Source organism: Desulfosalsimonas sp. (assembly GCF_055149105.1).
Genome location: NZ_JBSRLA010000001.1, coordinates 36211 through 61436 on the forward strand (window position 1 = coordinate 36211; position 25226 = coordinate 61436).

The following is a 25226-nucleotide window of genomic DNA, read 5'->3' on the forward strand; positions in this document are numbered from 1 at the left end:
GATGAACAACGTCGTTGACAAAGAGGAATTAAACTGGCGCCTGCGCGTGTTTGATTCCCTTTCCTATCCGACCCTGATCATACGACCGGATTACACCCTTGTCAGCGCGAATCAGAAATTTCTGGAATTGTTTGAGGAAGACCAGGAACGGATCCGGAATCAAAAATGCTACCATTTTTTTTACAAAAAAAATACGCCCTGCAAAGCCGAGGACTGCCCGGTGGTAAGGGTTTTAAACACCCATCAGGGTCAGACCGTGACATGGCGGAAGGAGGGGCGCTGGGAGGACCGGGTTTTTTCCCCAATTCTCGATGACAACGGCGAGGTCGTCTATATCATTGAAAGCATTCGGGATGTTACCCGGGTCAAGATGCTTGAAAGCGAGCTTTCAGAAACCAAGGAACTCATTACCCGGGTGGTGCAGAGTTCGGCCAGTGCCATTGTGGCAGCTGACCGCAAGGGCCGGATCCAGCTCATGAACCGTGCGGCCAAGGAGTTGTTCGGGGTGGTCAACAAGGATTGCTGGCCCTTTGATAACGCAGAGCAGCTTTATCCGCCGGGCAAGGCCAAGGAGATCATGAGCATGCTCAGAGATGAAATCATGGGGGGCAAGGGAAAGCTCTCCGGGGTGCCCGCCACTATCGTCAGCGCAGACGGCGAGGAAATTCCCGTGGAAATGAGCGCGGCCATTATCTATGACGACGATGACAATGAATCGGCCACAATGGCCATATACAATGATCAGCGCAAAAAGCGCGAAATCGAAAAAAAGCTAAAGGACGCTCAGCAGCAGCTGGCCCAGTCTGAGAAAATGGCGTCCCTGGGCCAGCTTGCAGCCGGTGTGGCCCACGAGATCAACAATCCGCTGACCGGTATTTTGATGTATTCGAGCATGGTGCTGGAGCATCTGGAACCCGGCAATCCCCTGAGACAGGATCTTGAATGCGTCATTGAGGATGCCAACCGGTGCAAGGAGATCGTCAAAAGCCTGCTGGTCTACAGCCGGAGCACGGATTCCCGCCGTCAGATCATTCATATCAACAAACTGGTGGAGCAAAGCTTCCGCCTGACCCGGGACCAGAAGATTTTCCGCAATATCCGCATCCAAAAAGAGCTGGCCGATGAGATGATGCTGATCAACGTGGATACCAACAAGCTCAGTCAGGTGGTTATCAACCTGATTATCAATGCCGCCGATGCCATGGGCGGCAGGGGCGAGCTCACTGTGCGCACCTATCGGAACAAATCAGCCCAAAAGGTTTTTCTGGAAATTGCCGATACCGGTCCGGGCATTGCCGAAGAAAATCTCAACAAGATATTTGACCCCTTTTTTTCCACAAAGCCAAAGGGCAAAAGCACCGGCCTGGGCCTAAGCATTGCCTACGGCATTGTGGAGCAACACGGCGGCCGGATTTCCGTTAAACAAACCGGGCCGGAGGGCACAACGTTTCTGCTGGAACTGCCCCAGTATATCCCGGCAGAAAGTTGATGGCACCGCAAAAAGTCCAATATCTGCGTTACGCGCGAGTTCTCAGAATTTCACATAGGGATAACTGCCCTGCATTCTTCGAAATTGCGCAAGCCTTGATCTTGAACTTTTTACGGCGCCATCTATAATCAGACTTTTAAGGGCGCATTAAAGTTAAGAGGAAAAAATGACCATAAACCACGACCATGAAGAATATATGCAAAAGCCTTCCCGGAATCCGGATGCCGAGGGCGACACAACGGTGCGGGGAAACGTTGAGGAGATTTTTTTCCAGCCAAGGGTGCTGGTCATCGATGATGAGGAACGGATCCGGGATGCCTGTGACCGCATGCTCACCGAGGACGGTTTTGAGGTGGCCTGCGCCTGCAACGGCGAAGACGGTCTGCAGTTAATCCAGGAAGCCCATTTTGACATCATTCTGCTGGATCTGATGATGGCCGGGCTGTCTGGTTTTGAGGTGCTCACCCGGGTCAAGTCCCTTCATCCGGATACGGTGATCATCGTGATTACCGGTTATGCCACCATTGAGCACTCCATCGAGGCCATGAAAAAGGGGGCTTTTGATTTTCTGCCCAAGCCTTTTTCTCCCGAGGATCTGCGGCTGGTGGTGCGAAAGGCCATAGAGTTTATCCGCACACTTCAGGACATTTCCACGGAAAAGTCCCGGATGCGGGTGTTGATCAACCTGCTGGCCGACGGCGTGCTGACCACCGACAATCAGAAGAAAGTGGCCCTGGCCAACCCGGCTTTTCTGAAAATGATCGGCTCCACCCGCACAAATGTTCAGGGCTGCCCGGTGGATGAAATTGTTACCGATTCCGCGCTGCTGGAAATGATCGATCAGGCCCTGGGTCAGCCGTCCGGCAGTTTTGCCGAGATTACCGAGGAGATCCGGATCAACGGAGATTCACAAGACAAGGAAACGATTCTGGGTGCCACATGCATACCCTTCCGGGACCGGCTGGGCCGGAATCTGGGAACGGTGACCGTGTTAAACGACATTACCACCCTGAAGCATCTGGACCAGGTCAAGTCGGATTTTGTGTCCATGGTGGCCCACGAGATCAAAAGCCCTTTGAATTCGGTGCTGATGCTCCTCGATAATGTGAAATCCGGTCTGGCCGGGGAGGTTAGCGGCAAGCAGGCCGAAATCCTGGACCGGGTCACGGAGCGGATCAAATCTTTGACCTCGCTTTCGTCTGAACTGCTGGATCTGGCCAAGATCGAATCCGGGCTGATTCACCAGGAAAGAGAAGAGGTGGGTATAGCCGCACTGATGGCAGAGCAGGCGGATTTATACAAACCCAAGGCAGAAAGCCGATCCATTGACATGAAAGTGCAGCCGGCCGATGGGCCGGTAGCGGCCATGGGCAATCGCACCAATCTTTGCGAAGTCATGGCCAACCTGATCTCCAACGCCATCCGCTATACCCCGGAAGGCGGACAAATCCGGATTTCTGCGGGGGTTGAGGACAATTTTGCGGTTTTTTCCGTGGCTGACACGGGATTCGGCATTGACGCAGAGGAGCAGGAGCGGATTTTTCAGCGCTTTTACCGGGTAAAGACCGAGCAGACCCGGCCCATCAGCGGCACCGGACTGGGGCTTGCCATTGTCAAAAGCATTGTTGAGGCCCATCACGGCCGCATCCAGGTTGACAGCCAACCTGGTCAGGGCAGTACATTCCGCGTATATTTGCCCAGAATGCAAATGTAAACCAATCCGGGGGAATTGGAAAACCTGTTCCCTGTAATCCGGACGGGTTGAATCGAACCAGTGGAGGATAGAGCATGTTTAAAATTGTAAAACGAGAAACCATGGCTGATGACACGGTTGTCTTAAATGAAATCGAGGCGCCGCGGATCGCGGCCAGGGCCCGACCCGGCCAGTTTGTCATCCTGAAAGCCAATGAGACCGGAGAGCGGATTCCCCTGACCATCTCGGATCTGGATCCGGAGCGCGGCACCATCACCGTGATTTACATGGTGGTGGGCAAGTCCACGGCCCTGTTCCAGACCCTTGCGGTTGGAGACGGTTACCAGGACGTGATCGGTCCTTTGGGAAAACCCACGGATATTGAAAAGCTCGGCAAAGTGGTCTGTGTTGGCGGCGGTACGGGTGTGGCGGTGCTGTTTCCCATTACCCGGGGTTTTAAGGAGGCCGGAAACGAGGTGATCAGCATTATCGGCGCCAGAAACAAGGATTTGCTGCTGCTTGAAGACAAGATGGAAGCGGTATCCGATCAACTCCATGTGTGCACGGATGACGGTTCATACGGGCACAAGGGGTTTGTCACCGAGGTGTTAAAGGATGTCCTGGACAATCACAAAGTGGACCTGGTGGTGGCCATCGGACCGGTGCCCATGATGAAGTTTGTCTCCAAACTCACCTATGAATACAATGTCAAAACCCTTGTCAGCCTCAATCCCATCATGATTGACGGAACCGGGATGTGCGGCGGATGCCGGGTATCAGTGGGCGATGAAACCAAGTTTGCCTGCGTGGACGGCCCGGAATTCGACGGCCACAAGGTCGATTATGACGGACTGATGCAGCGGCTCAATGCCTATGCCCGGGAGGAAAAGGCCGCTTACGAACAATACTGCAAATTGCACCAAACCTGATGCATATATATGGCCTCCCCGGAGGCAACGGAGGAAGCAACATGACACAAAAAGCGTCGAAAAAGGAAAAAACACCGCGTCAGCCCATGCCGGAACAGGCCCCGGAGGTGCGGCGGCGAAATTTTGAGGAAGTCCCCCTGGGATACAGTCCGGAAACGGCTGTGACAGAGGCACAGCGCTGTCTGCAATGCAAAAAGCCCGCCTGCGTGACCGGATGCCCGGTCCAGGTGGATATCCCCGGGTTTGTGGGCCAGATTGCCCAGGGCAATTTTGAAAACGCCATTCAGACCATCTGGGGCAAAAACAGCCTGCCGGCCATCTGCGGCCGGGTCTGCCCCCAGGAAATTCAGTGCGAGGGCGAATGCATCCTTGGCAAAAAAGATCAGCCCCTGGCTATTGGCAACCTGGAACGGTTTGTGGCAGACCGTGCCCGGGAGGAAGTCGCCTGCGAATTTCCGGCAAAGGCGGCGCCCACGGGCAAAAAAGTGGCCATTGTGGGTTCCGGGCCCTCCGGGCTGACAGTGGCCGGCGACCTGCTGCTCAAGGGACATGACGTCACCCTTCTTGAAGCCTTCCATAAACCCGGCGGTGTTTTGGTTTACGGCATTCCGGAATTCCGCCTGCCCAAGGAAATCGTGGCCTGCGAGGTGGCGGGCCTTGAAAAGCTGGGCCTGCGCATTGAATGCAACAACGTGGTGGGACGCACCGTGAGCCTGGATGAATTGTTTGAGGACGGCTATGATGCGGTTTATATCGGCGTGGGTGCCGGCCTGCCCAAATTTCTCAATATCCCGGGGGAAAATCTCATCGGCATCTATTCGGCCAACGAATATTTGACCCGGGCCAACCTGATGAAAGCTTACCGGTTTCCCGAATACGACACGCCCCTGGCCAAGGGCAAAAACGTGGCGGTGCTGGGTGCGGGCAACGTGGCCATGGACTCGGCCCGAACGGCCATGCGCCTGGGAGCGGAAAAGGTGCGCATTGTTTATCGCAGAAGCCGCGATGAGATGCCGGCCCGGGCGGCGGAAATCCATCATGCCGAAGAAGAGGGCATTGAGTTCTATCTTCTCACCAGCCCTATTGCGTTTATCGGTGATGAAAACGGCCGGGTGGTGCAGATGAAGTGCCTGCAGATGGAACTTGGCGAGCCTGATGAATCCGGCCGCAGGCGGCCGGTTGCCGTTGAAGGCTCCGAGTTTTTCCTCGACTGCGACCTTGCGGTGGTGGCCGTGGGTGCTGACGCCAATCCCCTGCTGACCCAGTCGGATCCCGAGATCGCCCTGAACAAATGGGGTTATATCATTGCAGATCCCAAAACCGGCAAAACCACCAAAAAAGGCGTGTGGGCCGGCGGCGACATTGTCACGGGCCAGGCCACGGTGATCCTTGCCATGGGCGCGGGACGAGACGCAGCCAACTCCATTCATGATTATCTGACAATCGGCTGGTAGGCCTCCGGGTTTACCGGATGGACAGCATTTTTTTGACAGCGTAAAGCGCCGGGTTCCGGATTTCCTCCGGAACCCGGACCTCCCCGGACAAGTGCGCCAGGGTTTCGGCCACATGTTCCGGGGTTATTTTTTTCATGTCCGCGCAGTACATTTTTTCCGAAGCCGGATAAAACCGTTTGCCTGGATTGGCTTTTTCAAGGGGGTGAATCAGGCCGGTTTCGGTTCCCACGATAAACTCGGTGTGCGGCGATTGCCGGGCGAACAAAAGCATTCCCGAAGTCGATGTCACCACATCGGCCATGGCCGTCACCTCTGGCCGGCATTCAGGATGGGCCATGAAAACAGCCCCTGGATACCGCCGGCGGACCCGGTTTACCATCTCCGGGGTCAGCTGTTGGTGATAGGGGCAGTACCCGTCCCAGGCGTGAATGGTGAGGCCGGTTTGTGCCGCGGTATAGGCGGCCAGGTTCCGGTCAGGGGTCATGAGGATTTCATCTGACTCCAGGCTGCGGGTGACTTTCACGGCATTGGCCGAGGTGCAGCAGACCGTGGAAAGGGCCTTGACCGCAGCCGGTGAATTCACATACGTGACCACCGGCATTTCCGGCAAGGCTTTGCGTTTTTCGGTCAGGGCTGCGGGCGTGACCATGTCGGCCATGGGGCATCCGGCATCGGGCCGGGGCAGCAGCACGGTTTTGTCCGGGCAAAGGATGGATGCGGTTTCGGCCATGAAGTGCACTCCGCAGAACACCACCACATCAGCACTGGTTTCAGCGGCCTTTATGCTCAGTTCCAGGGAATCGCCGCACAAATCGGCCAGGTCCTGGATTTCCGGCGGCTGATAATTATGGGCCAGGATCAGGGCGTTTTGTTTTCGGGCAAGGTTTTTGATTTTTTCGATCATTTCCGGGTTCATGGGGTCCTGTTTTCTGCTGGTGACAATATTTTGTTAGCTCCGGAGTTTTGTGCATGGAACCGTATTAATCTTCCATTTGGATGACATCTGCGCCAGCCGGGATTTCAAAATCAAACAGCCGGTCCGGCATTTCCGGGTGAAATTCCACATCTTCAAATACAATCCGCGTAATGTCACCATAGATGTTTTCCGTGGTGACCTGCTCGATTTCAAGGCTTTTTCGGTTGACCTTCATGTAGATCTGCTCAAGATCGCCCTGCTGCCTGCGGGGAACCAGTTTGATCCGCCAGGACTGGTCATCGGAATCTGCAAGAGCAGCCTTGAAAACGTCGGTGATGCGGGTAAAGTCGGCCAGAAAGCTTGCTCCCCGGCCGCCGCCGAAATGCACGGCCGCATCGCCCACCACCACCTGGCGGTCAGCAGGACGGTGAATCCAAAGGGTGTTGCCGTCTGTTACAATAAGATAGGTCTCGGGCACCTCGTATTGCCAGCGCATTTTTCCGGGGTGCTTGAACCAGGCCCGGCCTTCGGCGGTGTCGGTGATATCCATGGCCTTGAGGGTGGATTTCTGGCGGAAATCCGCGGTGAAATTTTTTTCCCCGTAGTGATCATTTAGTCTTTCAATCACATCATCCACGGTTTTGGGGTCCGCAGTGTCGGTTTTTTCGGCCGCCTGGGGAATGCCGGCTGACAGGCAGAGCATGCAAATAACAGCCATGATGATAAAAAGCCGTTTTTTTGTCCGCATTTGCGGGTATCCTTCTTTTTGGGGTTTTGGCAGCATCCCGGGTTTATGACCGATTTGTGCCATCGGCTTTTGGCGGTTGCCGCCGATGTCTCTATTATAGTGCAAAGATTGATATTCATTTATATTTTTTGCCATGTAAAGTAAAATCCGGCAAAAATGTCAACCGCATTGTTTCTCCCGCGGGCAATCGCAGGCATACATTTTTTTCGGGGTGTTCGCATCATGGCCGCCACCCGGCCTGATTGGCGGTGCGATACCTGCGGCGGGGTTGTGCGGCCTTTTGGACAGGCCGGGCCGGGCGTCAGATTTTTTCTTAAATTCAGGCGGTTTTGCCTGCATTTGAAGCCTGTTTTTTCCTTGACTTGAGGTCTGCCGGTCTGATAGATAAAAACTTTTTATCAGAAGTAAATATTTGGCACGTCCAATTGACCGGATGCTCAGTATAAATCAAAAGCGTTTTACCCTAGTTTTGCTGGTTTAAACCAATATATCAGGAGGTAAGTTATGCAAAGAAGGATCGCAAAGGCAGCTGTTGTGGGTTCCGGGATCATGGGGGGCGGAATCGCCGCCCTGCTTGCCAGTGCAGGCATCAAGACCCTGCTGCTGGACATTGTTCCGTTTGACCTCTCCGATGAGGAGAAAAAGGATCCCAAGGCCCGCAACCGAATCGTGGAAAAGGGCCTGGATGACGCCATCAAGTCCAAGCCGCCGCTTTTTATGGACAAAAAAAGCGACCCGGCACTGGTCACCACCGGCAACCTGGAAGACGACATTGACAAACTCGCCGATGTTGACTGGATCGTGGAAGTGGTGGTGGAAAATGTGAAAATCAAGCAGGAGTTGTTCAAGAAAATCGACAAGGTGCGCAAGAAGGGCACTGTGATCAGCTCCAACACCTCGGGCATTCCCTTAAAGGAAATGTCCCAGGATCTCAGCGATGACATGAAAAAGCATTTTCTGGGCACCCATTTTTTCAACCCGGTGCGCTATATGCACCTGCTTGAGATCATCCCCGGCCCGGATACAAGCCGGGATGTGCTCCAGTTCATGGCTGATTTCTGTGAAAAATACCTGGGCAAAGGCATTGTCTGGGCCAAGGACACCCCCAATTTCATCGGCAACCGCATTGGTATCCAGGGCATGGGCAAAGCCATGCACGCCATGCTCGAACACGGCCTGACCATCCCTGAAGTGGATGCTATTTTCGGCCAGCCCATGGGCCGGCCCAAGACCGCTACATTTAAGACCGCCGACATGGTGGGGCTCGATACCATGTATCACGTGGCCAAGAACTGCTACGACATGTGTCCGGACGATGAAATGCGCGACACCATGGCCCTGCCCGCGTTTGTTGAAAAAATGGTCAACAACAACATGCTTGGCAACAAAACCAAGGGCGGGTTTTACAAAAAGGAAATCACCCCGGAATGGAAAACCATCCGCAAGGTGATCAACCCCGAGACCCTGGACTATGAGGAATACGGCAAGGTTGATTTTCCCTGCCTGGCAGAGGCCAAGAAAAAGGCCTCTCTTCCGGAAAAAATGCAGACCATTGTTTATGCCGACGACAAGGCCGGCAAGTATGCCTGGGATGTCATGGCCACCAGCCTGATTTACGCGGCCAACCGGATTCCCGAGATTTCCGATACCATCGTGGACATCGACAATGCCATGAAATGGGGTTACAATTTTGAAATGGGCCCGTTTGAGGCATGGGAAGCCATCGGGGTGAAAAAATCCGTGGAAAAAATGGAGAAAGAAGGCCGCACAGTGCCGGAAAAAATCAAGAAGTTTCTGGATGGCGGCAACGAGACCTTCTACAAGATCGAAGGCGGCAAAAAATATTTTTATGATTTTGCCTCCGGCTCCTACAAGCTTGTGCCGGTCAGCGAAAAACAGATCAGCCTCTATAACCTGCGCCAGGAAAACAAGGTGGTCAAAACTTCGGGTTCCTGCTCGCTGATCGATCTTGGCGACGGTGTTTTTGACATCGAGTTTCATTCCAAGATGAACGCGGTCAACCGCGAAATGATCGAGTTTATGATCGAGGCCCACCAATACGTGGCTGAAAACGGCGTGGGCGTGGTTGTGGGCAACCAGGCCTCGGGCATGCCGGCTCCGTTTTCCGCAGGCGGGGACCTGTCGTTTATGCTCGGTCTTGCAAAAGAGGGCAAGTTCTCTGAAATCGATGATTTCATCAAGACCGTGCACCAAAGCATTCTGGCATCCAAGTACGCGCCTTACCCGGTGGTGGCCGCTCCGTTCGGCCTGGCCCTGGGCGGCGGATGCGAAATCTGCCTGGCGGCCGACCGCGTGGTGGCCAATGCGGATCTGTTCATGGGACTGGTGGAAGTCGGCGCCGGTCTGGTGCCCGGAGGTGCGGGCATGATGCATCTGTGGCAGAACTACATCAAGTACAAACCCGAGATTGCCAAGATCACCGATTATTCCGGATTTTTTGTCCAGGCGTTCATGCAGGTGGCCCAGGCAAAAGTCTCCGGCTCTGCGGCAGAAGCCAGAAATGCCGGGTTTCTGAGACCCGCTGACCGGATCGTGTTCAACAAGGACTTGCTCATCGGCGAGGCCAAAAAGGAAGTGCTCAAGATGGTCGATGACTGCTACGCGCCCCCGCGCAAGGAAAAGTTTCCGGTGTTCGGCCGTGAGGGCCAGGGCATGATCTGGTCTGAGATGCTCAACATGAAATCGGGCGGATACATCACCCCGCACATGGAAACCATTGCCAAACGGGCCTGTTACTGCTTAGCCGGCGGTGACGTGCCCGCGGGCACACCGGTGGGCGAGGATTATCTGCTCAAGCTGGAGCGCGAAGCCTTTGTGGATCTCTGGCGCACAGAGCAGACCCAGCAGATGGCAGAGCACATGATGAAAACGGGCAAGCCCTTGTTCCTGTAACAGATATAATAACTGAAAGTTAGGAGGATATACAGATGAGAGAAGCCTATATTGTCACATCGCTCCGCACGCCGGGCTGCCGGAGGGGCAAAGGCGCATTGGCCCAGACGCGGCCGGAGGATTTGCTCAAGGCCGTGATAGAAGCTGTCATGGAAAAAACCCCCAATCTGGACAAAAAGGACGTTGAAGACCTGATGATCGGGTGCTCGTTTCCCGAAGCCCAGCAGGGTCTCAATATCGGCCGGATTATCGCCCAGATGGCCGGTTTCCCGGATGCAACCTGCGGGGCCACGGTCAATCGTTTCTGCTCTTCGGGGCTGGAAGCCATATCCCTGCAGGCCATGCGCATCAAAAGCGGATGGTGCGATGTGGCCATCGGCGGCGGCATTGAATCCATGAGCATCGTGCCCATGGGCGGCAACATGCCCCGCCCGCATCCCAAGATGGCAAAGGAAAATCCGGATGTCTATGTTTCCATGGGCATTACCGCGGAAAACGTGGCCAACCGGTACAATGTCACCCGGGAAATGCAGGACGAGTTTGCCTATCATTCCCAGATGAAGGCGGCAAATGCCAAAAAGAACGGACTTTACAAGGAACTCGTCCCCACCACGGCCTCGCGTTTTGTGGAAAAAGACGGCCAGTGGGAAGAGCAGACCTTTGTCCAGGATTTTGACGACGGCATCCGGGAGACCACCACCATTGAAGGGCTTGGCAAGCTTCGCCCGGTTTTTGCCGCAAACGGTTCGGTTACTGCGGGAAATTCCTCCCAGACCACTGACGGGGCCGCCGCTACGCTGATCGTAAGCGAAGAGGCCCTGAAGAAATACAACCTCGAGCCCATTGCAAAGGTCAAAACCTATACCGTGGCCGGCTGCAGGGCCGATGAAATGGGTGTGGGACCTGCTTACGCAATTCCCAAGGTCCTGGATATGGCCGGACTCAAGGTTGACGATATCGGCATTTTTGAAGTCAACGAGGCTTTTGCCTCCCAGGCCATCTACTGCATGCAGCAGCTCGGGCTATATGATGACAAGAGCCTGTGGACCGCTGACAGTGACAAGCGCATTGTCAATGTCAACGGCGGTGCCATCGCCCTGGGCCATCCCCTGGGCTGCACCGGCGCCAAGCTCTGCGCCCAGCTGATGACCGAGATGAAGGCGCGCGGCGTGAAATACGGCGTGGAATCCATGTGCATCGGCGGCGGTATGGGTGCTGCGGCTGTATTTGAGCTGGTATAGACGATACAATCGGGCGGTGGTTTGATGCCGCCTGTGTGCGATGAAAACAAAAAGGCTGCCGGGTTTGCCCGGCAGCCTTTTTTATGGGCTTTTGGTTTGTCCTTTAGCAGGGAAAATTATTTGTTCTTGCTTTCAAATTCCTTCATAAAGGATATCAGCTTTTCAACGTTTTCCACTGTGGTGGCGTTGTAGATCGAGGCCCGGCAGCCGCCAACCGATCGATGGCCCTTAAGACCGCCAAGGCCGTTTTGGGCGGCTTCGTCAATGAATTTCTTTTCCAGTTCCTCGCTGGGCAGCCGGAAAGTGACATTCATCAGAGAGCGGCTGTCGAGATCCGCGGTTCCCTTGTAAAAATCGCTTTCATCAAATGCGGCATAAAGGAGTTCCGCCTTTTTCCGGTTGATTTTCTCCATCTCCCCGAGTCCGCCAACCGTTTCCTCCAGCCACTTGAGCACCAGCTGCACCGCGTAGATGGCAAAGCAGGGCGGGGTGTTGTACATGGAGTTTTTTTCCACATGGGTGCGGTAGTCCAGCATGGTGGGCAGACCGTCGGGGATGAGCTTGAGCATATCATCGCGCACAATCACCATGCAAACCCCGGCCGGGCCGATATTTTTCTGGGCGCCCACATAGATCATGCCGAATTTGGACATGTCAATGGGCCGGCACATGAAGTCCGAGGACATGTCCGCCACCAGGGGTACATTGCCCGTGTCCGGAAACTGATCCCACTGAGTCCCCTTGATGGTGTTGTTGGAGGTGATATGGACAAATTCGGCATCCGGGGTAAATGAGAACTTCTTGGGAATGTAGGCAAAATTGCGGTCCTCGGAAGAGGCGGCCACGTTAAAGTTTTTCTTTTGGATTTGGGCTTCCTTGATGGCCTTGGTGGACCAGGTGCCGGTGTTGATGTAGTCGGCTGTGCGGCCGTCTGCAAGGAAATTCATGGGGATCATGGCAAACTGCAGACTGGCCCCGCCCTGGAGAAAGAGCACGTGGTAGTCATCGCCCACGCCAAGAAGCCGTTTGGTTCGGGCCACGGCATCGTTTATCACGTTGTCAAAGTCCTGGGATCTGTGGCTGATTTCCAGAATGGACATGCAGCAGTTTTGAAAATTCAGTACATTGGCCTGAAGTTCCTGGAGCACCGGTTCGGGCAGGGCTGCCGGACCGGCGTTAAAATTGCAAATTCGATTGACTTCCATAAATGATTCCTCCAATTTTTTATTAAAATAATTTGGGATAGATAACAAAATAAAACATAAACATTAAATATTACATAATTGTTAAAATAAGTCAACAGCTAATGATTGTCCGAAATTGCAGGCAGTTGCATTGTTTTCCCCGGGGCCCGTCCACGGGCCGCAGCGGCCGGGTTGTTGACATCTGCGCGGCTTTGCCATAAAACAGATACCAATTTTGATCGATCCCGGAACATCCCGGGACATTGATCCGGTCAGGCCGTAAAACCGGGTTGAATCTCAGCGCTGGAGAAGTGGAAAATGAAAATCTATGATTACCCCTCTGCTGAGGCGGAAAATCGGATTCAGGAAATTTTAAGCCGTGGCATTGATACGGCAGCGGCGGATTATCAAAATGTTTCCGCCATTGTCGAGGATGTCCGGACCCGGGGGGATGAAGCGGTGGTGGAATACACCAACCGCTTTGATGCACCTCAGATGCGCATCTCCGGACTCAGGGTGACAACACGGGAAATCGAGGCCGCCCGAAATTCCGTCAGTTCCGAATTTCTGACCGCCCTTGAGACGGCGGCATCCCAGATTGAGGCGTTTCATCGCAGGCAGGTGCGCAATTCCTGGTTTACTGCAGACCGCCAGGGCGTGGTGCTCGGCCAGTTGACCAATCCAGTGGATGCGGCCGGGGTTTATGTTCCCGGGGCAAAGGGCGGCACAACGCCCTTGGTGTCATCGGTGCTCATGGGCGCCATACCGGCTGCCATTGCCGGTGTCAGCCGGGTTGTAATGGTGACCCCGCCCATGGAAGACGGCGCAGTCAATGCGCATTTGCTGGCAGCAGCAGATCGGGTCGGGGTCACGGAAATTTACAAAACCGGCAGCGCCTGGGCCATAGCCGCCCTGGCATACGGTACAAAGACCATTGATCCCGTGGATGTGATCGTTGGGCCGGGAAATATTTACGTGACCCTGGCCAAAAAAATTGTCTCCGCGTTCGTGGGCGTGGATATGATTGCCGGGCCCAGTGAAATCCTGGTTGTGGCCGACGAAGCAGCCGATCCGGGTTTTATCGCAGCCGACCTGCTGTCCCAGGCAGAACACGATCCCCTGTCATCGGCCATACTTGTGGCCACATCCCGTGATTTGGCCCAATCCGTGCAATCCGAGATTCAGCGCCAGATGGCCGGACTTTCCAGAAAACAAATCGCAGCGCAGTCCATGGAAGATTTTGGTGCGGTTTTTGTGGTCCGTGATATTTCCGTGGCCCTGGCGTTGTCCAACCGGATCGCACCCGAGCATCTGGAATTGCAGATCCGGGATCCGTTTGCCTGGCTGTCGCTGGTCAAAAACGCAGGGGCGGTTTTCCTCGGCGCCTACACCCCGGAGCCGGTTGGCGATTACATGGCCGGCCCCAATCACGTGCTGCCCACCGGCGGTTCGGCTAGGTTTTCATCGGCCCTTTCGGTTGACTGCTTTGTCAAACAGTCCAGCGTGGTTTATTATTCAAAAGAAGCGTTTGAACGCGAGGCCCACGCAATTGCCGGTCTGGCCGAAATTGAGGGATTGTCCGCACATGCGGCATCCATACGCCAGCGGCTTAAATCATGAGGCAGGCCTTAAAGTTCTCTGCCGGGATCCAGAGCCCGAACAGGATGTCTGCTTGGGGAAAAACCCGGCCTTGACAAGAGACCGGGCAGTACATATTTTAAATATTTGAGATTATACTCATAAGGTGGGAAAAATGGGAAGACCGCATAAAAAACGCAATGTCGCATACAATCCAAATGTCAGCTATTTCAAGCCCCGGGGGATTCCCATGAAGGAGCTTTCAGAAAGTGTTCTGACAGTGGATGAATGTGAAGCCATCCGGCTGGCCGATTATGAAGGATACTCCCATGAGGCCGCAGGAGAGCTCATGGGTGTTTCCAGGGCCACTTTCGGCCGGATTATCGAACAGGCGCGCAAGGTGGTGGCCGATGCCCTGATAAACGGCAGGGCCATCCGCATTGAAGGCGGTTCCTACCGGTTTGTGGATACGGAGCGACGATTCGGCTGTAAGGTATGCAACCATCAGTGGGTGCTGCCGTGCGGAACCGGCCGGCCGGAGAATTGCCCGGAGTGCGGGGATATGCAGGTAGGACGGGTTGGGCCCTCAGACAGCAAGCCCTCCGAGTGCCGATAGGCGCCGGCTTTTGAATTGTTCATTTTATTTTGCATATAAGGAGCAGGCAATCATGGAAAAGTGTCAGCAGGGCGGGTGCGGATCGCAGCAGGCCCAGCAGCAGCAACAGCAACAGCAGCAGCAGCAGCAGGAACAGTCGGTCAAGGAAACCCTTGCCAAAATCAAAAACAAGTTCGTGGTCATGAGCGGCAAGGGCGGCGTGGGAAAGACCAGCGTGTCTGTGAACCTGGCCATGGCCCTGGCAGAAAAGGGCTATCAGGTGGGCATTATGGATGTGGATGTGCACGGCCCGGATGTGCCAAGGATGCTGGGTTTATCGGGCATGCTCACCGGAGACGGCAAAAAACTCGCTCCCATGCGCTACAGCGACCACCTGGCGGCCATTTCCATTGAGGGGCTCATGCCGGACAAGGATTCAGCCGTGATCTGGCGGGGGCCGCTCAAGCATTCGGCCATTACCCAGTTTGTCTCCGACGTGGACTGGGGGGAACTGGATTTTCTGATTGTGGATTCGCCTCCGGGCACCGGAGATGAGCCCATGAGCGTGGCCCAGACCATTGCCGACGCACAGGCCATTATCGTGACCACTCCCCAGGAGGTGGCCCTTTCAGACGTGCGCAAATCCATCAACTTCTGCAGCAAGGTGGAAATGCCCGTATTCGGCGTTATTGAGAACATGAGCGGGTATGCCTGTCCCCACTGCGGCGAAACCATTGAGCTGTTTGGTTCCGGCGGCGGGGAGAAAACCGCGCAGCAGTTCGGGCTCAATTTCCTGGGCCGGATTCCCTTTGATGCCAACATGGTCAAGTCCGGCGATGCCGGTCAGTCCTATATGCGTGCGTATGCGGATTCGGCAGTTACCAAGGCCTTTGACCGTATCGTGGAGCAGATGGGCAAGCTGATCTAAACCTCAGCTCAGGCCAAAGGGTTCGGCCGGACAAAAACGGTTCAGAACCCTGATTTAAAAATCAGGGCGGGGCGCAGTGTTATTGAATGTGCCCCGCTTTTTTATTTGCGTCCCAGTTCATTTAACACCAGGGTAATGGGCCGGGAATCCTCGCTTTCGCCTGAATAGCGGATGGGGCCGGGCTTGCGGTAACAATCCGGTCCGGGTTCGGCGGCCAGCCATTTCTCCCGCATGGCCGAAAAAACCCCGAAAGCCGGGGCTTCAATGTCCACAAGGGATTTTTCCAGCACCAGGGCCAGTTTCCCCTTGCGTTCTTCCAGGTGCATGAGGGGGGCGATGGGGATGCCCAACGGTGTCCAGTCGGAAAAATCCTTTTCCAGGTTCTTGATGGCTGCCATCTGCCCGGTGGCCCCGCAGGCGATTAAGGCAAATACGGTTCGCCCCAGATTATAGGTGTAGGTGCAGTCAAACCAGGTGGGATCATTTCCCCGGCCGTCATAGCCGTAGAAATGGTTCTGGGTCTTGAATTTGGGCATGGAGGCCTTGTAGATTTTGTCAATGGGTTTGGGAATATCTTTGCTTTCATCCAACACCCCTTCCCGGGCCAGGGTCTGTTTTAAGGTTTTTACCGAAACCGCGGATTTTTTGACCAGCAGAAAGGCATCATCGGTGTCAAAGTTTTGAAACAGGGCCCGGCCGTAGGTTTGCGGATCCAGGCCGCCTTTTTCCATGGTTCGGGCATACCAGCCCCGTTCGATGCCGATTTTATAGACGCCCTGTTCGGCCAGGGTTTTCAGGTAATCCTTGACCAGGCCCATGATCACCTTGTCGGTCTCCACCTGAGAGAACTGGAAGTTGCCGTGGCTGTCGCGTTCTGTGAGCAGGCCTTCCTGGAAAAACGGGGGCAGGACATTAAACAGGTCGTCATCCCGGGTGTTCCAGACCGTGAAAATATGGTTTTCCCGGGCCATGCGGGCCATGCGCCGCAAATAGTCCAGCTTGTCGTCCAGGGTCGGGAAATTCGAGTGAAAATCCGTGTCATGGGTCTGGTTGTAGTCTGCGATAATGGTGTTGAGCTTGATGATAAAAACCTGGATTTCATTGATAAATTCCAAAAGACCCTCGGGCATGACAATCACGCCGTAATTTTTGCCCGCAGCCGCCCGCTTGACAATGCCGTCGCAGATCAGCCGGGAGACGTGCCGAAGGGTCATGCCATAGGCGGTATAATCCACGGTTCCCTGCTGGCGGGCTTTTTCGATCCTTTCCTCGTCGATGAAATCAGCCACCTCCTCGCCGATGAGCGTAATATTGGGGTGGACCTGCAGGCCCACTTCCAGGGCCAGGTGGCTGGCCACACGCCCCATGACCTTGCAGATATGCCAGTATTTCACATCTGAGCTGCAGTCCGCGCACAATCCGCTGACGTTGTGGGCAAAGGCCCGGGCCGCGGTGTGAAAGCCAAAGGACATGGCACACAACAGCTCGTTGTTTTTGTCCCGCACCTGGATGTCGCCGTCAATGGTTTTGGGCACGCCAATGACCTGGATGCCGTCGTTGAAAAACTCCTGGGCCATGAATGCGGCATTGGTGTTGGAATCATCGCCGCCCACGATCACCAGGGCATCCAGGTTCAGATCCTGGCAGTGACGGCGGGCCAAATCCATCTTTTCCGGTGTGTCAATTTTGGACCTTCCGGTGCCGATCATGGTAAAGCCGCCCAGGTTGCGGTAGGAGTCGACTTTTTCCCGGGTGATTTCCATGTAATTGTTTTCCAGGATACCGTCGGGACCCAAAAGAAATCCAAAAAGGCGGCTGTTTTCATTGGCTGCGGTCATGGCGTCAAATACCCCGGCAATCACGTTATGCCCTCCCGGGGCCGGGCCGCCGGAAAAAACAATACCGATGTTGAGCCGCCGGTCCGAAGGTTTGGCTGCCGGGTCCGGCTCATCTGCGCCCACGATGCCCTCCACCGGGTTGTCAATGATATCCGGCAGGCTTTCCCGGGCCGAGGGGTGGATCTGGAAACCATAACGGTTTTCTGTTTCCAGCCGGATAAAAGGGGATTTGAAGACTTCGCACACAGGGGGAACAAACCCGAGCCGTTCAGACAAGGCGGAACTGGCGCTGCTGACGGTTTTTTCAACGTCTGCCTGCGCCATAAAAGATTCCAGCGACCAGGTGCTTTTTTCCGTCATTTGCTTTTTTCTCCGTTTTTTTCCGGGTTGCCGATTTTTACATGCGGGTCTGTATTCAAGTATATCGTCTGATGCCGGGGTGTCAAGCATCCAGGGCAGGAGGCGGTTTGATTTTTCTGAAAAACCGGATTTTGCGCAAATATCCTGCATTCTTTTTGCGCAGCCGTGCAATCATTGCTATATTTGGTGGGAAATATCCGAAAACGAAGTTTATTTTTAAAATAGCAAACCATTGGATCACAAGGAGAAGACAAATGCAGAAGGATCTGAAATCGTATTTTGAAGAAAACGAGGGCACCGGCATTCTGGCCACGGCCGATGCGGCCGGAAATGTCAACGCTGCGGTCTATGCAAGGCCCCATATACTCGAAGACGGCTCTGTGGCCATGATCATGCGCGACCGGCTGACGCGGAAAAATCTGCTGGAAAATCCAAAGGCGTCCTATCTGTTTATGGAGAAGGGCCCGGGCTACAAGGGCTGCCGGCTGTATCTGACAAGAACCGGCGAGGAAAGCGATGTTGAAAAAATCCGTTCCATGAAGCGGCGGTGTCCCACCACGGATGCGGATCCGGACCAGACCGATCTGTACCTGGTCACTTTCCGGCTGGATAAAACCCTGCCCCTGATCGGTGCGGGCAGTGACAAGTGATAATGGAGAGAAGAAGCCGGAAGTCCTTATATTTATAAAAGATTGTTGTTAGTGCTATGTTCTGTGATTTTCGCATGATGCCAACCCGGTGGCGGTTTGCTCCCTGCTGACCGCTTGCGCGCTCAATGCGACTCGCAAACCACCCCCGGGCCGGCATCAGGGCCGACTGTGTGCAAGGTTTCACCCCAAGGGGGGCCGGAGCAACACATCTAAAGAACTTCGTTCAAGGTTCAAGGTTCAAGGTTCAAAGTTCAAGGTTCAAAGTTCAAGGTTCAAAATAATAAAATCAACGCTTTTAAGCATGCGGCAAAAAGTTATTTGCAGTGTTGGGCTCTGGGGAAACACTTCCCCCGGCCGAAGGGTTTTCTTCCTGAAAAACATCAAGCCAGGCGATGTAAAAAGCGTTTGCAAACCTATTATTATTTTAAAAAAAGGAGAAAGTCCAAAATGAAAAAATGGCGGTGCACGGTCTGCAACTACATTCATGAGGGGGATCAGCCGCCGGAGACCTGTCCGGTATGCGGAGCGGATAAAAGCAAGTTTGTTGAAGTCAGTGATGCGGAAGCCAAAGAGATCCAGGCCAAAAAAAGCGAAAAGCAGCTTGAGCGGGAAAAGGCCATGGCTGAGAAGGCAAAAGCCCAAAGCTCGGGTTCAAAACAAAAGTCCCAAACAGGACAAAGCGCATCCGGGCAAAAGGGTTCCGGTAAAAAGGGCTGGATCGAGTTTGTCAATGCTCAGATGATCCGGCATCATGCCCATCCCGTGTCCGTACATATCCCCAATGGGGTGCTGCCGGTATCTGTTCTTTTTGTCCTCCTTGCCCTCTGGTGCACAGGCCAGGGGTTTGCCACGGCAGCGTTTTACAACTCCGTGGTGGTGTTGATCGCCATGCCTGCAGTGCTTTATACCGGTTACAATGCCTGGCAGCGCAAATACGGCGGTTCATGGACCACGATTTTTATCTTCAAGATCATCACCGCGTTGATTGTGACTGTCACCTGTCTGCTGGTGGTGATCTGGTATGTTGTCAACCCGGAGATTTTATCCGGCGGGGCAGCCCGGCAGGCCGGGTTTGTGTTTTTAAACCTGATCATGCTGGCTGCGGCAGTGGTGGCCGGGTTAATCGGCGGGAAGCTTGTTTTCAAGGAATAGAGCCGATTTATAACCTGTTTGACCGGCTGTTTTTTTGCACCGGTTTATTGTATTTTTCCCGGTTTTTGTATTTGCCGCGGCTTTCGCACGGGGCTGGTCGGGGTATGGTTTGTGCCTTGCTGACCGCTGGCGCGCTCAATGCAATTCACAAACCATCCCCCGCCCGACCCGTGGACCTGCCTCCCGACGTCATTTGCCCAATTTTTGCAAAGTAAAATTGTAACATTTCTATCCGATGCGGATGAAGTCTTTGGTTGTTCTGGTTCGGAGAGGAACGGGCGTTTTTCCGTGCGGTTCGGCGCTGGTGCCGTCCCCCTGGGGGCGCATTGCACGTTGGGCCGGCCAGCAGTTCTTGGCGAAGCGAAGCGGCCGGGGCTGAATTACTTCGGCCGCAGCGGAGCAAGCCTTAGAACTGCCCGGCCCGAGTGCGCGACCGCAGGGGGACGGCACCAGCGACGGGCCGCACGCGACGGGCGGGCGCCGGCGGAAAAAACAAGGCCCGGATTTCGGTTTTCCGAAATCCGGGCCTTTTCAGGTCATACTTTTTTAATACAATTTGGCTTTAAGCCATTGGCTTAGAAATAATAGCCAAAGTTGATGTTAAAGCGGTATTCCCATTCGTCGTCAAGGTTTTCGCCGAACCGACTCCAGTCGCTTTCGTCTCCAACAAAATCGTTGCCATTGGAGTAGGCCAGATCGGTATAGATGTACCATCCGCCACGGGCCCATGCTGCGCCAAATATCCACATTTCGCTGTCGTTAAAGTCGCTTTCCTCCTTCATGATCGAGGAGTATTCCACATAGGGAATGACATAATCGAGAAAATCAATCTGCGGGGTTTCCAGGTAGTAGCTCAAAGAGACCGCCGGAACCCAAGCTTCGGCGGCCACGCCCGTATAATAGTCATACGCGCCAAAGTTGACAAGATCAGCGCTGGAGCCATCGGCATTTTCTACGTCATAGTCGTAGTAGGTGAGTTGTGCAGCCAGAGTCCAGTTGCTGAACTTGTTGACAGCATGGATGGAGCCGGCAAAATGGTCGCCGTCATCCCGGTCTCCGCCACTGGCCCCCAGCTGGCCATACTGCAGGGAAGCGCCCAAATCAGTCTTGATGTCACCCATTTGAACCGGATAGATGGCGCGAATATTGAACTGATGTTCTTCTTTATAACCATCGCCTTCTTCGTCTTCTACGGCATCATAGGAATAGCGGGCTGCGTTTTCGGTTTTCCCAAAGTAGGAGCCTTCGTCCATCAGATAATAGCCAAAATCCATTTTCAGGTCGCCAAAAGAAGTGGTGTACTTGGCGCCCAGGTCCATGTCGTCGGACAGTCCTACATAGTAATGCTGATCAAACATCCAGCTCTGGGATACGCCGTAGGGGCCGGGACCGAAGGGAACCCGGTTGACACCCACCTGAAGCTGGCTTTTTTCATCAAAGTTGTAGCCCATCCAGCCGGTGTGCAGGAAATGATACCCGTTATAAAACCGGTACTCAGCTTTCCCGACCCATTGATCTTGTTCATAATCGAGGTTGATACGGAAGGTATCTAACTCAAAATTTCCGCCATCTTCTTCAGCCCTTGAAGGTCTCGAAGTTGAATAGCCATCATCATATTCGGGGACTGCATAATCACCAATCACATAGTTGGCCCGGATGGCGCCGCCTACGTCCAGGGGGCCGAGTTCGATGGCCATGGCGCCGGCGGGGAATGCCAGTAATAATACCAGCAGCCCTGCTAAAAACAGGTTCCTTTTGCTTTTGCTCATTTGTTGCTCCTTTCGTTTGTGTTTCTGATTTGCCGTTGTTTTTTGTTTTCCCGTCTTTGCGGGAAAACGGTTTGAATTAAATAAACATATTTTCAGATTTCAGTTTTTGTGGTTTTTCATAAGAATCTCCCAGGGCAAACGGATTAGTCCTTTTTACCCCGGGAGATTTTGCAGGTCAACAATTATTGGATGCCGGCCGGCCGGTCACAAAGAGATTTTCAGACCGGCTCCGGCCGGGTTGGAAGCGCAGTGGTCTATTTTGCCGCGGCCTTGGCTGCTGCCAGCCAGGCGTCCCACTTGTTCTGGTTGTCTTTAATCCATTGGTCCACGTGTCTTTCAACGTCTTCCTGCTTGTCTTCGCCCTCAAACATGCGGTTGTTCTGCGCGGCAATGTCAGGGAAGGGAACAGACATCAGGGCAAACATGGTTTTCACAGCCGGATTTTCCTCAAGAAAATCCTTGTTTGCCACCACGCGAATGTCATTTGCCACAAAGCCCATTTTGCACGGATCTGTGACCGTGCCGGTCAGGCCCTTGGCGATCATGGCATCTTCTAAGCCTTTCTGGCCTTCCTTGGGAATGATTTCCGGCACGTTGATCCACATGACATCCTCGCCCGGCTTGAACTTGTAGACCGTCCAGTTGGGGGTCCAGGTGTAGAAAAACACCGGCTGGCCGTCCTCGTAACGGGCCAGGGCATCGGCCATGCCGGCGCTGTATCCGGCCTTGATCAGGTTGATGTCATCATGGAGGTCATAGACGTCCATGTGATGGGCAATGGTTTTTTCGCATCCCCAGCCCGGGGGGCAGGCCACGAGATCAGCCTTGCCGTCGCCGTTTGCGTCAAAAGCTTCCTTGACCTCGTCGCGGCGGAAATCATCCAGGGATTTGATGTCATATTCTTCCACATGTTCCTTGGACACCAGATAGCCCTGGACAGCCCCGGCCTTGACCACCGTGCCGGCCATCACGATTTTTTTGTCCCAGTTTCTGGGAAGAAATTCCGCGTGCAGGGGAAACCAGCCGTTGGCCCAGAAATCCACCTCGCCATTGGCAAGGGATCGGTAAAAAATCGGGCCGCCGAGTTTTTTTGCGTCTTCGACTTCATAACCCAGTTCTTCACAGGCCCTGGAATAAAGCGCTTCCAGAAAAAAACCCGTGGTCCATGTGGCCGCGGCCGGTTCAATGGTTTTGCCCTTGCCGGGCAGGTCCTCTGCCATGGTTGTGCCGGAAAATGCCATCATGCAGGCGGCTATCACAAGCCCTGCAAGACCGATTCTTTTTGCCAGTTTCATGGGAATCCTCCTTTTTTTGTGTTGTCCTGTCAATGGTTACAGGTTTTGTTCACCGGGCATGGGATCCGCACCCGGCAAAGCGCTATTCATCATATTTGGTTTGTCCCAGCGCCTGGGTGATGCGGTCAAGTACCATGGCCATCAAAACAATGCCGAGACCGCCGATGCCGGCCAGTCCCACCTGAAGACTGTTTAAGCCCTCAAACACGGGCACGCCCAGGCCGCCGGCGCCGATCAGTGAGGCAATGACCACCATGGACAATGACAGCATGATGGTCTGGTTTAAGCCCGCCATGATGGTTTTCAGGGCCAGGGGAATCTGGACCTTCAATAATACCTGGCTTTGGGTGGCGCCAAAGGAGTAGGTGGCCTCAATGAGTTCCGGGTGCACCTGCCGGATGCCCAGGTTGGTCAGCCGGATAATCGGGGGCATGGAAAAGATAATGGTGGCAATAACACCGGCCACCGTGCCGATGGAAAAAAGCATCACAACCGGCACCAGGTAGACGAATGCCGGTGTGGTCTGCATGGCGTCGAGAACCGGGCGCAGAACCGATTCAAAACGGTTGCTCCGGGATGATAAAATGCCCAGGGGCACACCGATTAACACGCAGACCACCACAGCGGAAATCACCATGGCCAGGGTGGTCATGGTCTCGTCCCACAAACCGATCATGCCGATAAAGGCCATGGAAACAAAACTGAAAACCCCCACCTTCCAGCCGGCAGCCTTCCAGCCGACGATGAGAAACAGAACCAGGATGATTTCCGGCGGCAGCCACAGCAAAAGATCGTTGATGCCGTTTAGCATCCATTGAATGGGCATCTTGATGGCCTGGAACTGCGGCCGGAAATTGCCCACCAGCCAGTCAACCCCGTATGCGATCCAGTCATCCAGAGGGATGGTGTATCGGAATATATCAAACATGGTGCCTCCTATGCGTATTGGTCGTCAAAGTTGGTTTCCCGGCTCAGTGTCCGCAAAAACAAATGCCTGGAGATTGTGCCCTTGTATTTGTTATTGGAATCCACGATGGGAACCGGGCATTCATATTCGGTCAGTTTCGGCAGCACCTCCTGAAGGGTTGCATCCTGCTGCACCGGCGCGATGCCTTCAAGGTAGGCAGGGGTGATGTCCTGGGAATTGATGCTTTCATCCTCCAGGGCCTGCTGGATTTTGTTCAGGGATACCACGCCCACATAGGTGCGGTCCTTGCGCAGCACATAGGCATATTCCCGGTCATATTCATTGAGGCGCTGGCGCACCGCCCGAAGCCCGGCCTTGTGCAGGGGGAAGGTAACCTGGGTGTTTGTGGCGATGTCTCCGGCGGTATAGACATTGGTGGGATCCACCCCGCGGAAAAAGGCCTTTACGTAGTCATCTGCGGGGTTTCTCATGATTTCTTCCGGCGCGCCGATCTGAACGATCCGGCCGCTTTCCATGATGGCGATGCGGTCGCCGATGCGCATGGCCTCATCCAGGTCATGGGAAATAAAAATAACCGTCCGGTCGCTTCCTTCCTGGAGTTTGAGCAGTTCGTCCTGCATCTCTGTTCGGATCAGGGGGTCTAATGCAGAAAACGCCTCGTCCATGAGCATGATATCGGGATCCACGGCCAGGCCCCGGGCCAGGCCCACGCGCTGCTGCATGCCGCCGGAAAGGGATTTGGGATAGCTGTCAGCCACATGGGCAAGACCCACCTGTTCAAGGGCGCTCATTGCCCTTTCCTTTCGCTTCTGCAGGGGGATGCCCATGATCTCCAGGCCGAATGCGGCGTTTTCGTGAACCGTCAAATGGGGCATCAAAGCAAAGGACTGGAAGACCATGCTCATGTATTTTCTTCGCATTTCCGTCAGTTGCTTGGTGTCCATCTTGGTGATGTCCTGGTCTTCGACAAGGATCTTGCCGGATGTGGGCTCGATCAGCCGGTTTAGCAGCCGCACCAGTGTTGATTTGCCTGAGCCGGAAAGCCCCATGATCACAAAAACTTCTCCGGCGTAAACAGAGAAGTTGGCGTCCTGGACCCCGATGGTCAGGCCGGTTTCCTTGTAGATTTCATCCTTGGACTTGCCCTGCTTCAGAAGCTCAAAGGCAGGGCCGGGGTCGCCTCCGAAAATTTTGTAGGCATTCTCCACCACAAGGCGCTTCTGCCCGTTTGATGAGTCGTTGGCCATGGTTATTGTCCTCTTTTTTGAATGATCTTGATAACAACACTGATTTCATATCTGCCTGAAAAAGCCGAATTTCAAAACAGCTCTGCGATGATTGAAGCTACTTTAAAAAGGTTATTGGCAATTTGAAAAAAATCAAATAGATTATTTCTGCTTCATGAATAAGTTTTTGATATAGCGTTATATGTATGCTTTCAGCAGTCTGATAAATAATAGTATTTACTACAATTTTAATATTTTGTCAATTTCGTTGAACCGGAAGATGTTTGCCTTGATCCGCGCATATGACATAAATTTTTAAAATTATTTAAGATTTTGATAT

19 protein-coding genes are annotated in these 25226 nt (G+C 54.0%); 11 read left to right on the plus strand and 8 right to left on the minus strand.

Going from position 1 to position 25226, the window contains the following annotated elements; translation table 11 throughout:
• Position 1: 1 nt before the first annotated feature.
• From ACTCIA_RS00180 to gltA, 4 genes are all read left to right on the plus strand, one after another.
• A complete protein-coding gene (locus tag ACTCIA_RS00180; RefSeq protein ID WP_462999786.1) occupies positions 2–1489 on the plus strand; it encodes a PAS domain-containing sensor histidine kinase in 1488 nt (495 codons plus the stop codon).
• 166 nt (positions 1490–1655) lie between these two features.
• Positions 1656–3203, plus strand: coding sequence for an ATP-binding response regulator (locus ACTCIA_RS00185; RefSeq protein ID WP_462999787.1), 1548 nt, complete (start codon positions 1656–1658; stop codon positions 3201–3203).
• Between the two features lie 74 nt (positions 3204–3277).
• Entirely contained in the window at positions 3278–4111 is an 834-nt protein-coding gene (locus tag ACTCIA_RS00190) for a sulfide/dihydroorotate dehydrogenase-like FAD/NAD-binding protein (protein ID WP_462999788.1), read from the plus strand.
• A 41-nt stretch (positions 4112–4152) separates the two neighbouring features.
• Positions 4153–5565, plus strand: a complete 1413-nt coding sequence (gene gltA / locus ACTCIA_RS00195) for an NADPH-dependent glutamate synthase (RefSeq protein WP_462999789.1) — start codon at positions 4153–4155, stop codon at positions 5563–5565.
• Positions 5566–5575: 10 nt separating this feature from the next.
• Here gltA and nadA read toward each other — a convergent pair whose 3' ends face one another.
• Positions 5576–6481: a quinolinate synthase NadA gene (nadA, locus tag ACTCIA_RS00200; RefSeq protein ID WP_462999790.1), complete on the minus strand. Its 906-nt coding sequence runs from the start codon at positions 6479–6481 to the stop codon at positions 5576–5578.
• A gap of 64 nt (positions 6482–6545) precedes the next feature.
• Positions 6546–7229, minus strand: coding sequence for a LolA family protein (locus ACTCIA_RS00205; protein WP_462999791.1), 684 nt, complete (start codon positions 7227–7229; stop codon positions 6546–6548).
• A 504-nt stretch (positions 7230–7733) separates the two neighbouring features.
• Between ACTCIA_RS00205 and ACTCIA_RS00210 the strand changes: the two genes are divergently transcribed.
• Complete coding sequence (locus ACTCIA_RS00210; protein ID WP_462999792.1) at positions 7734–10142, plus strand: 3-hydroxyacyl-CoA dehydrogenase NAD-binding domain-containing protein; 2409 nt, start codon at positions 7734–7736, stop codon at positions 10140–10142.
• Positions 10143–10177: 35 nt separating this feature from the next.
• On the plus strand, positions 10178–11383 hold the full coding sequence (locus tag ACTCIA_RS00215) for a thiolase family protein (protein WP_462999793.1): 1206 nt from the start codon (positions 10178–10180) through the stop codon (positions 11381–11383).
• Between the two features lie 116 nt (positions 11384–11499).
• Here ACTCIA_RS00215 and serC read toward each other — a convergent pair whose 3' ends face one another.
• Positions 11500–12588 (minus strand): 3-phosphoserine/phosphohydroxythreonine transaminase, encoded by a 1089-nt coding sequence (gene serC, locus ACTCIA_RS00220; RefSeq protein WP_462999794.1) that lies wholly within the window; start codon positions 12586–12588, stop codon positions 11500–11502.
• Between the two features lie 297 nt (positions 12589–12885).
• Between serC and hisD the strand changes: the two genes are divergently transcribed.
• From hisD to ACTCIA_RS00235, 3 genes are all read left to right on the plus strand, one after another.
• Positions 12886–14187: a histidinol dehydrogenase gene (gene hisD / locus ACTCIA_RS00225; protein WP_462999795.1), complete on the plus strand. Its 1302-nt coding sequence runs from the start codon at positions 12886–12888 to the stop codon at positions 14185–14187.
• A gap of 133 nt (positions 14188–14320) precedes the next feature.
• Positions 14321–14761, plus strand: coding sequence for a DUF134 domain-containing protein (locus tag ACTCIA_RS00230; protein ID WP_462999796.1), 441 nt, complete (start codon positions 14321–14323; stop codon positions 14759–14761).
• 52 nt (positions 14762–14813) lie between these two features.
• Entirely contained in the window at positions 14814–15668 is an 855-nt protein-coding gene (locus ACTCIA_RS00235) for a P-loop NTPase (RefSeq protein WP_462999797.1), read from the plus strand.
• A gap of 101 nt (positions 15669–15769) precedes the next feature.
• Here the strand turns inward: ACTCIA_RS00235 and ACTCIA_RS00240 are convergent, their stop codons facing one another.
• Positions 15770–17866, minus strand: coding sequence for a 6-phosphofructokinase (locus tag ACTCIA_RS00240; RefSeq protein ID WP_462999798.1), 2097 nt, complete (start codon positions 17864–17866; stop codon positions 15770–15772).
• 254 nt (positions 17867–18120) lie between these two features.
• On the opposite strand from ACTCIA_RS00240, the gene ACTCIA_RS00245 reads away from it, so the two are divergent.
• Together ACTCIA_RS00245 and ACTCIA_RS00250 are read left to right on the plus strand one after the other, a co-directional pair.
• Positions 18121–18516, plus strand: coding sequence for a pyridoxamine 5'-phosphate oxidase family protein (locus ACTCIA_RS00245; RefSeq protein ID WP_462999799.1), 396 nt, complete (start codon positions 18121–18123; stop codon positions 18514–18516).
• Between the two features lie 447 nt (positions 18517–18963).
• Entirely contained in the window at positions 18964–19668 is a 705-nt protein-coding gene (locus tag ACTCIA_RS00250; protein WP_462999800.1) for a rubredoxin-like domain-containing protein, read from the plus strand.
• A gap of 575 nt (positions 19669–20243) precedes the next feature.
• Here ACTCIA_RS00250 and ACTCIA_RS00255 read toward each other — a convergent pair.
• The 4 genes from ACTCIA_RS00255 to proV all read right to left on the minus strand — a co-directional run bounded on the left by ACTCIA_RS00255 (position 20244) and on the right by proV (position 24907).
• Positions 20244–21437, minus strand: a complete 1194-nt coding sequence (locus ACTCIA_RS00255) for a hypothetical protein (RefSeq protein WP_462999801.1) — start codon at positions 21435–21437, stop codon at positions 20244–20246.
• A gap of 254 nt (positions 21438–21691) precedes the next feature.
• Positions 21692–22732, minus strand: coding sequence for a glycine betaine/L-proline ABC transporter substrate-binding protein ProX (gene proX, locus ACTCIA_RS00260; RefSeq protein ID WP_462999802.1), 1041 nt, complete (start codon positions 22730–22732; stop codon positions 21692–21694).
• An 82-nt stretch (positions 22733–22814) separates the two neighbouring features.
• Positions 22815–23660 (minus strand): ABC transporter permease, encoded by an 846-nt coding sequence (locus ACTCIA_RS00265; protein WP_462999803.1) that lies wholly within the window; start codon positions 23658–23660, stop codon positions 22815–22817.
• An 8-nt stretch (positions 23661–23668) separates the two neighbouring features.
• Positions 23669–24907 (minus strand): glycine betaine/L-proline ABC transporter ATP-binding protein ProV, encoded by a 1239-nt coding sequence (gene proV / locus ACTCIA_RS00270; RefSeq protein WP_462999804.1) that lies wholly within the window; start codon positions 24905–24907, stop codon positions 23669–23671.
• Positions 24908–25226: the final 319 nt, after the last annotated feature.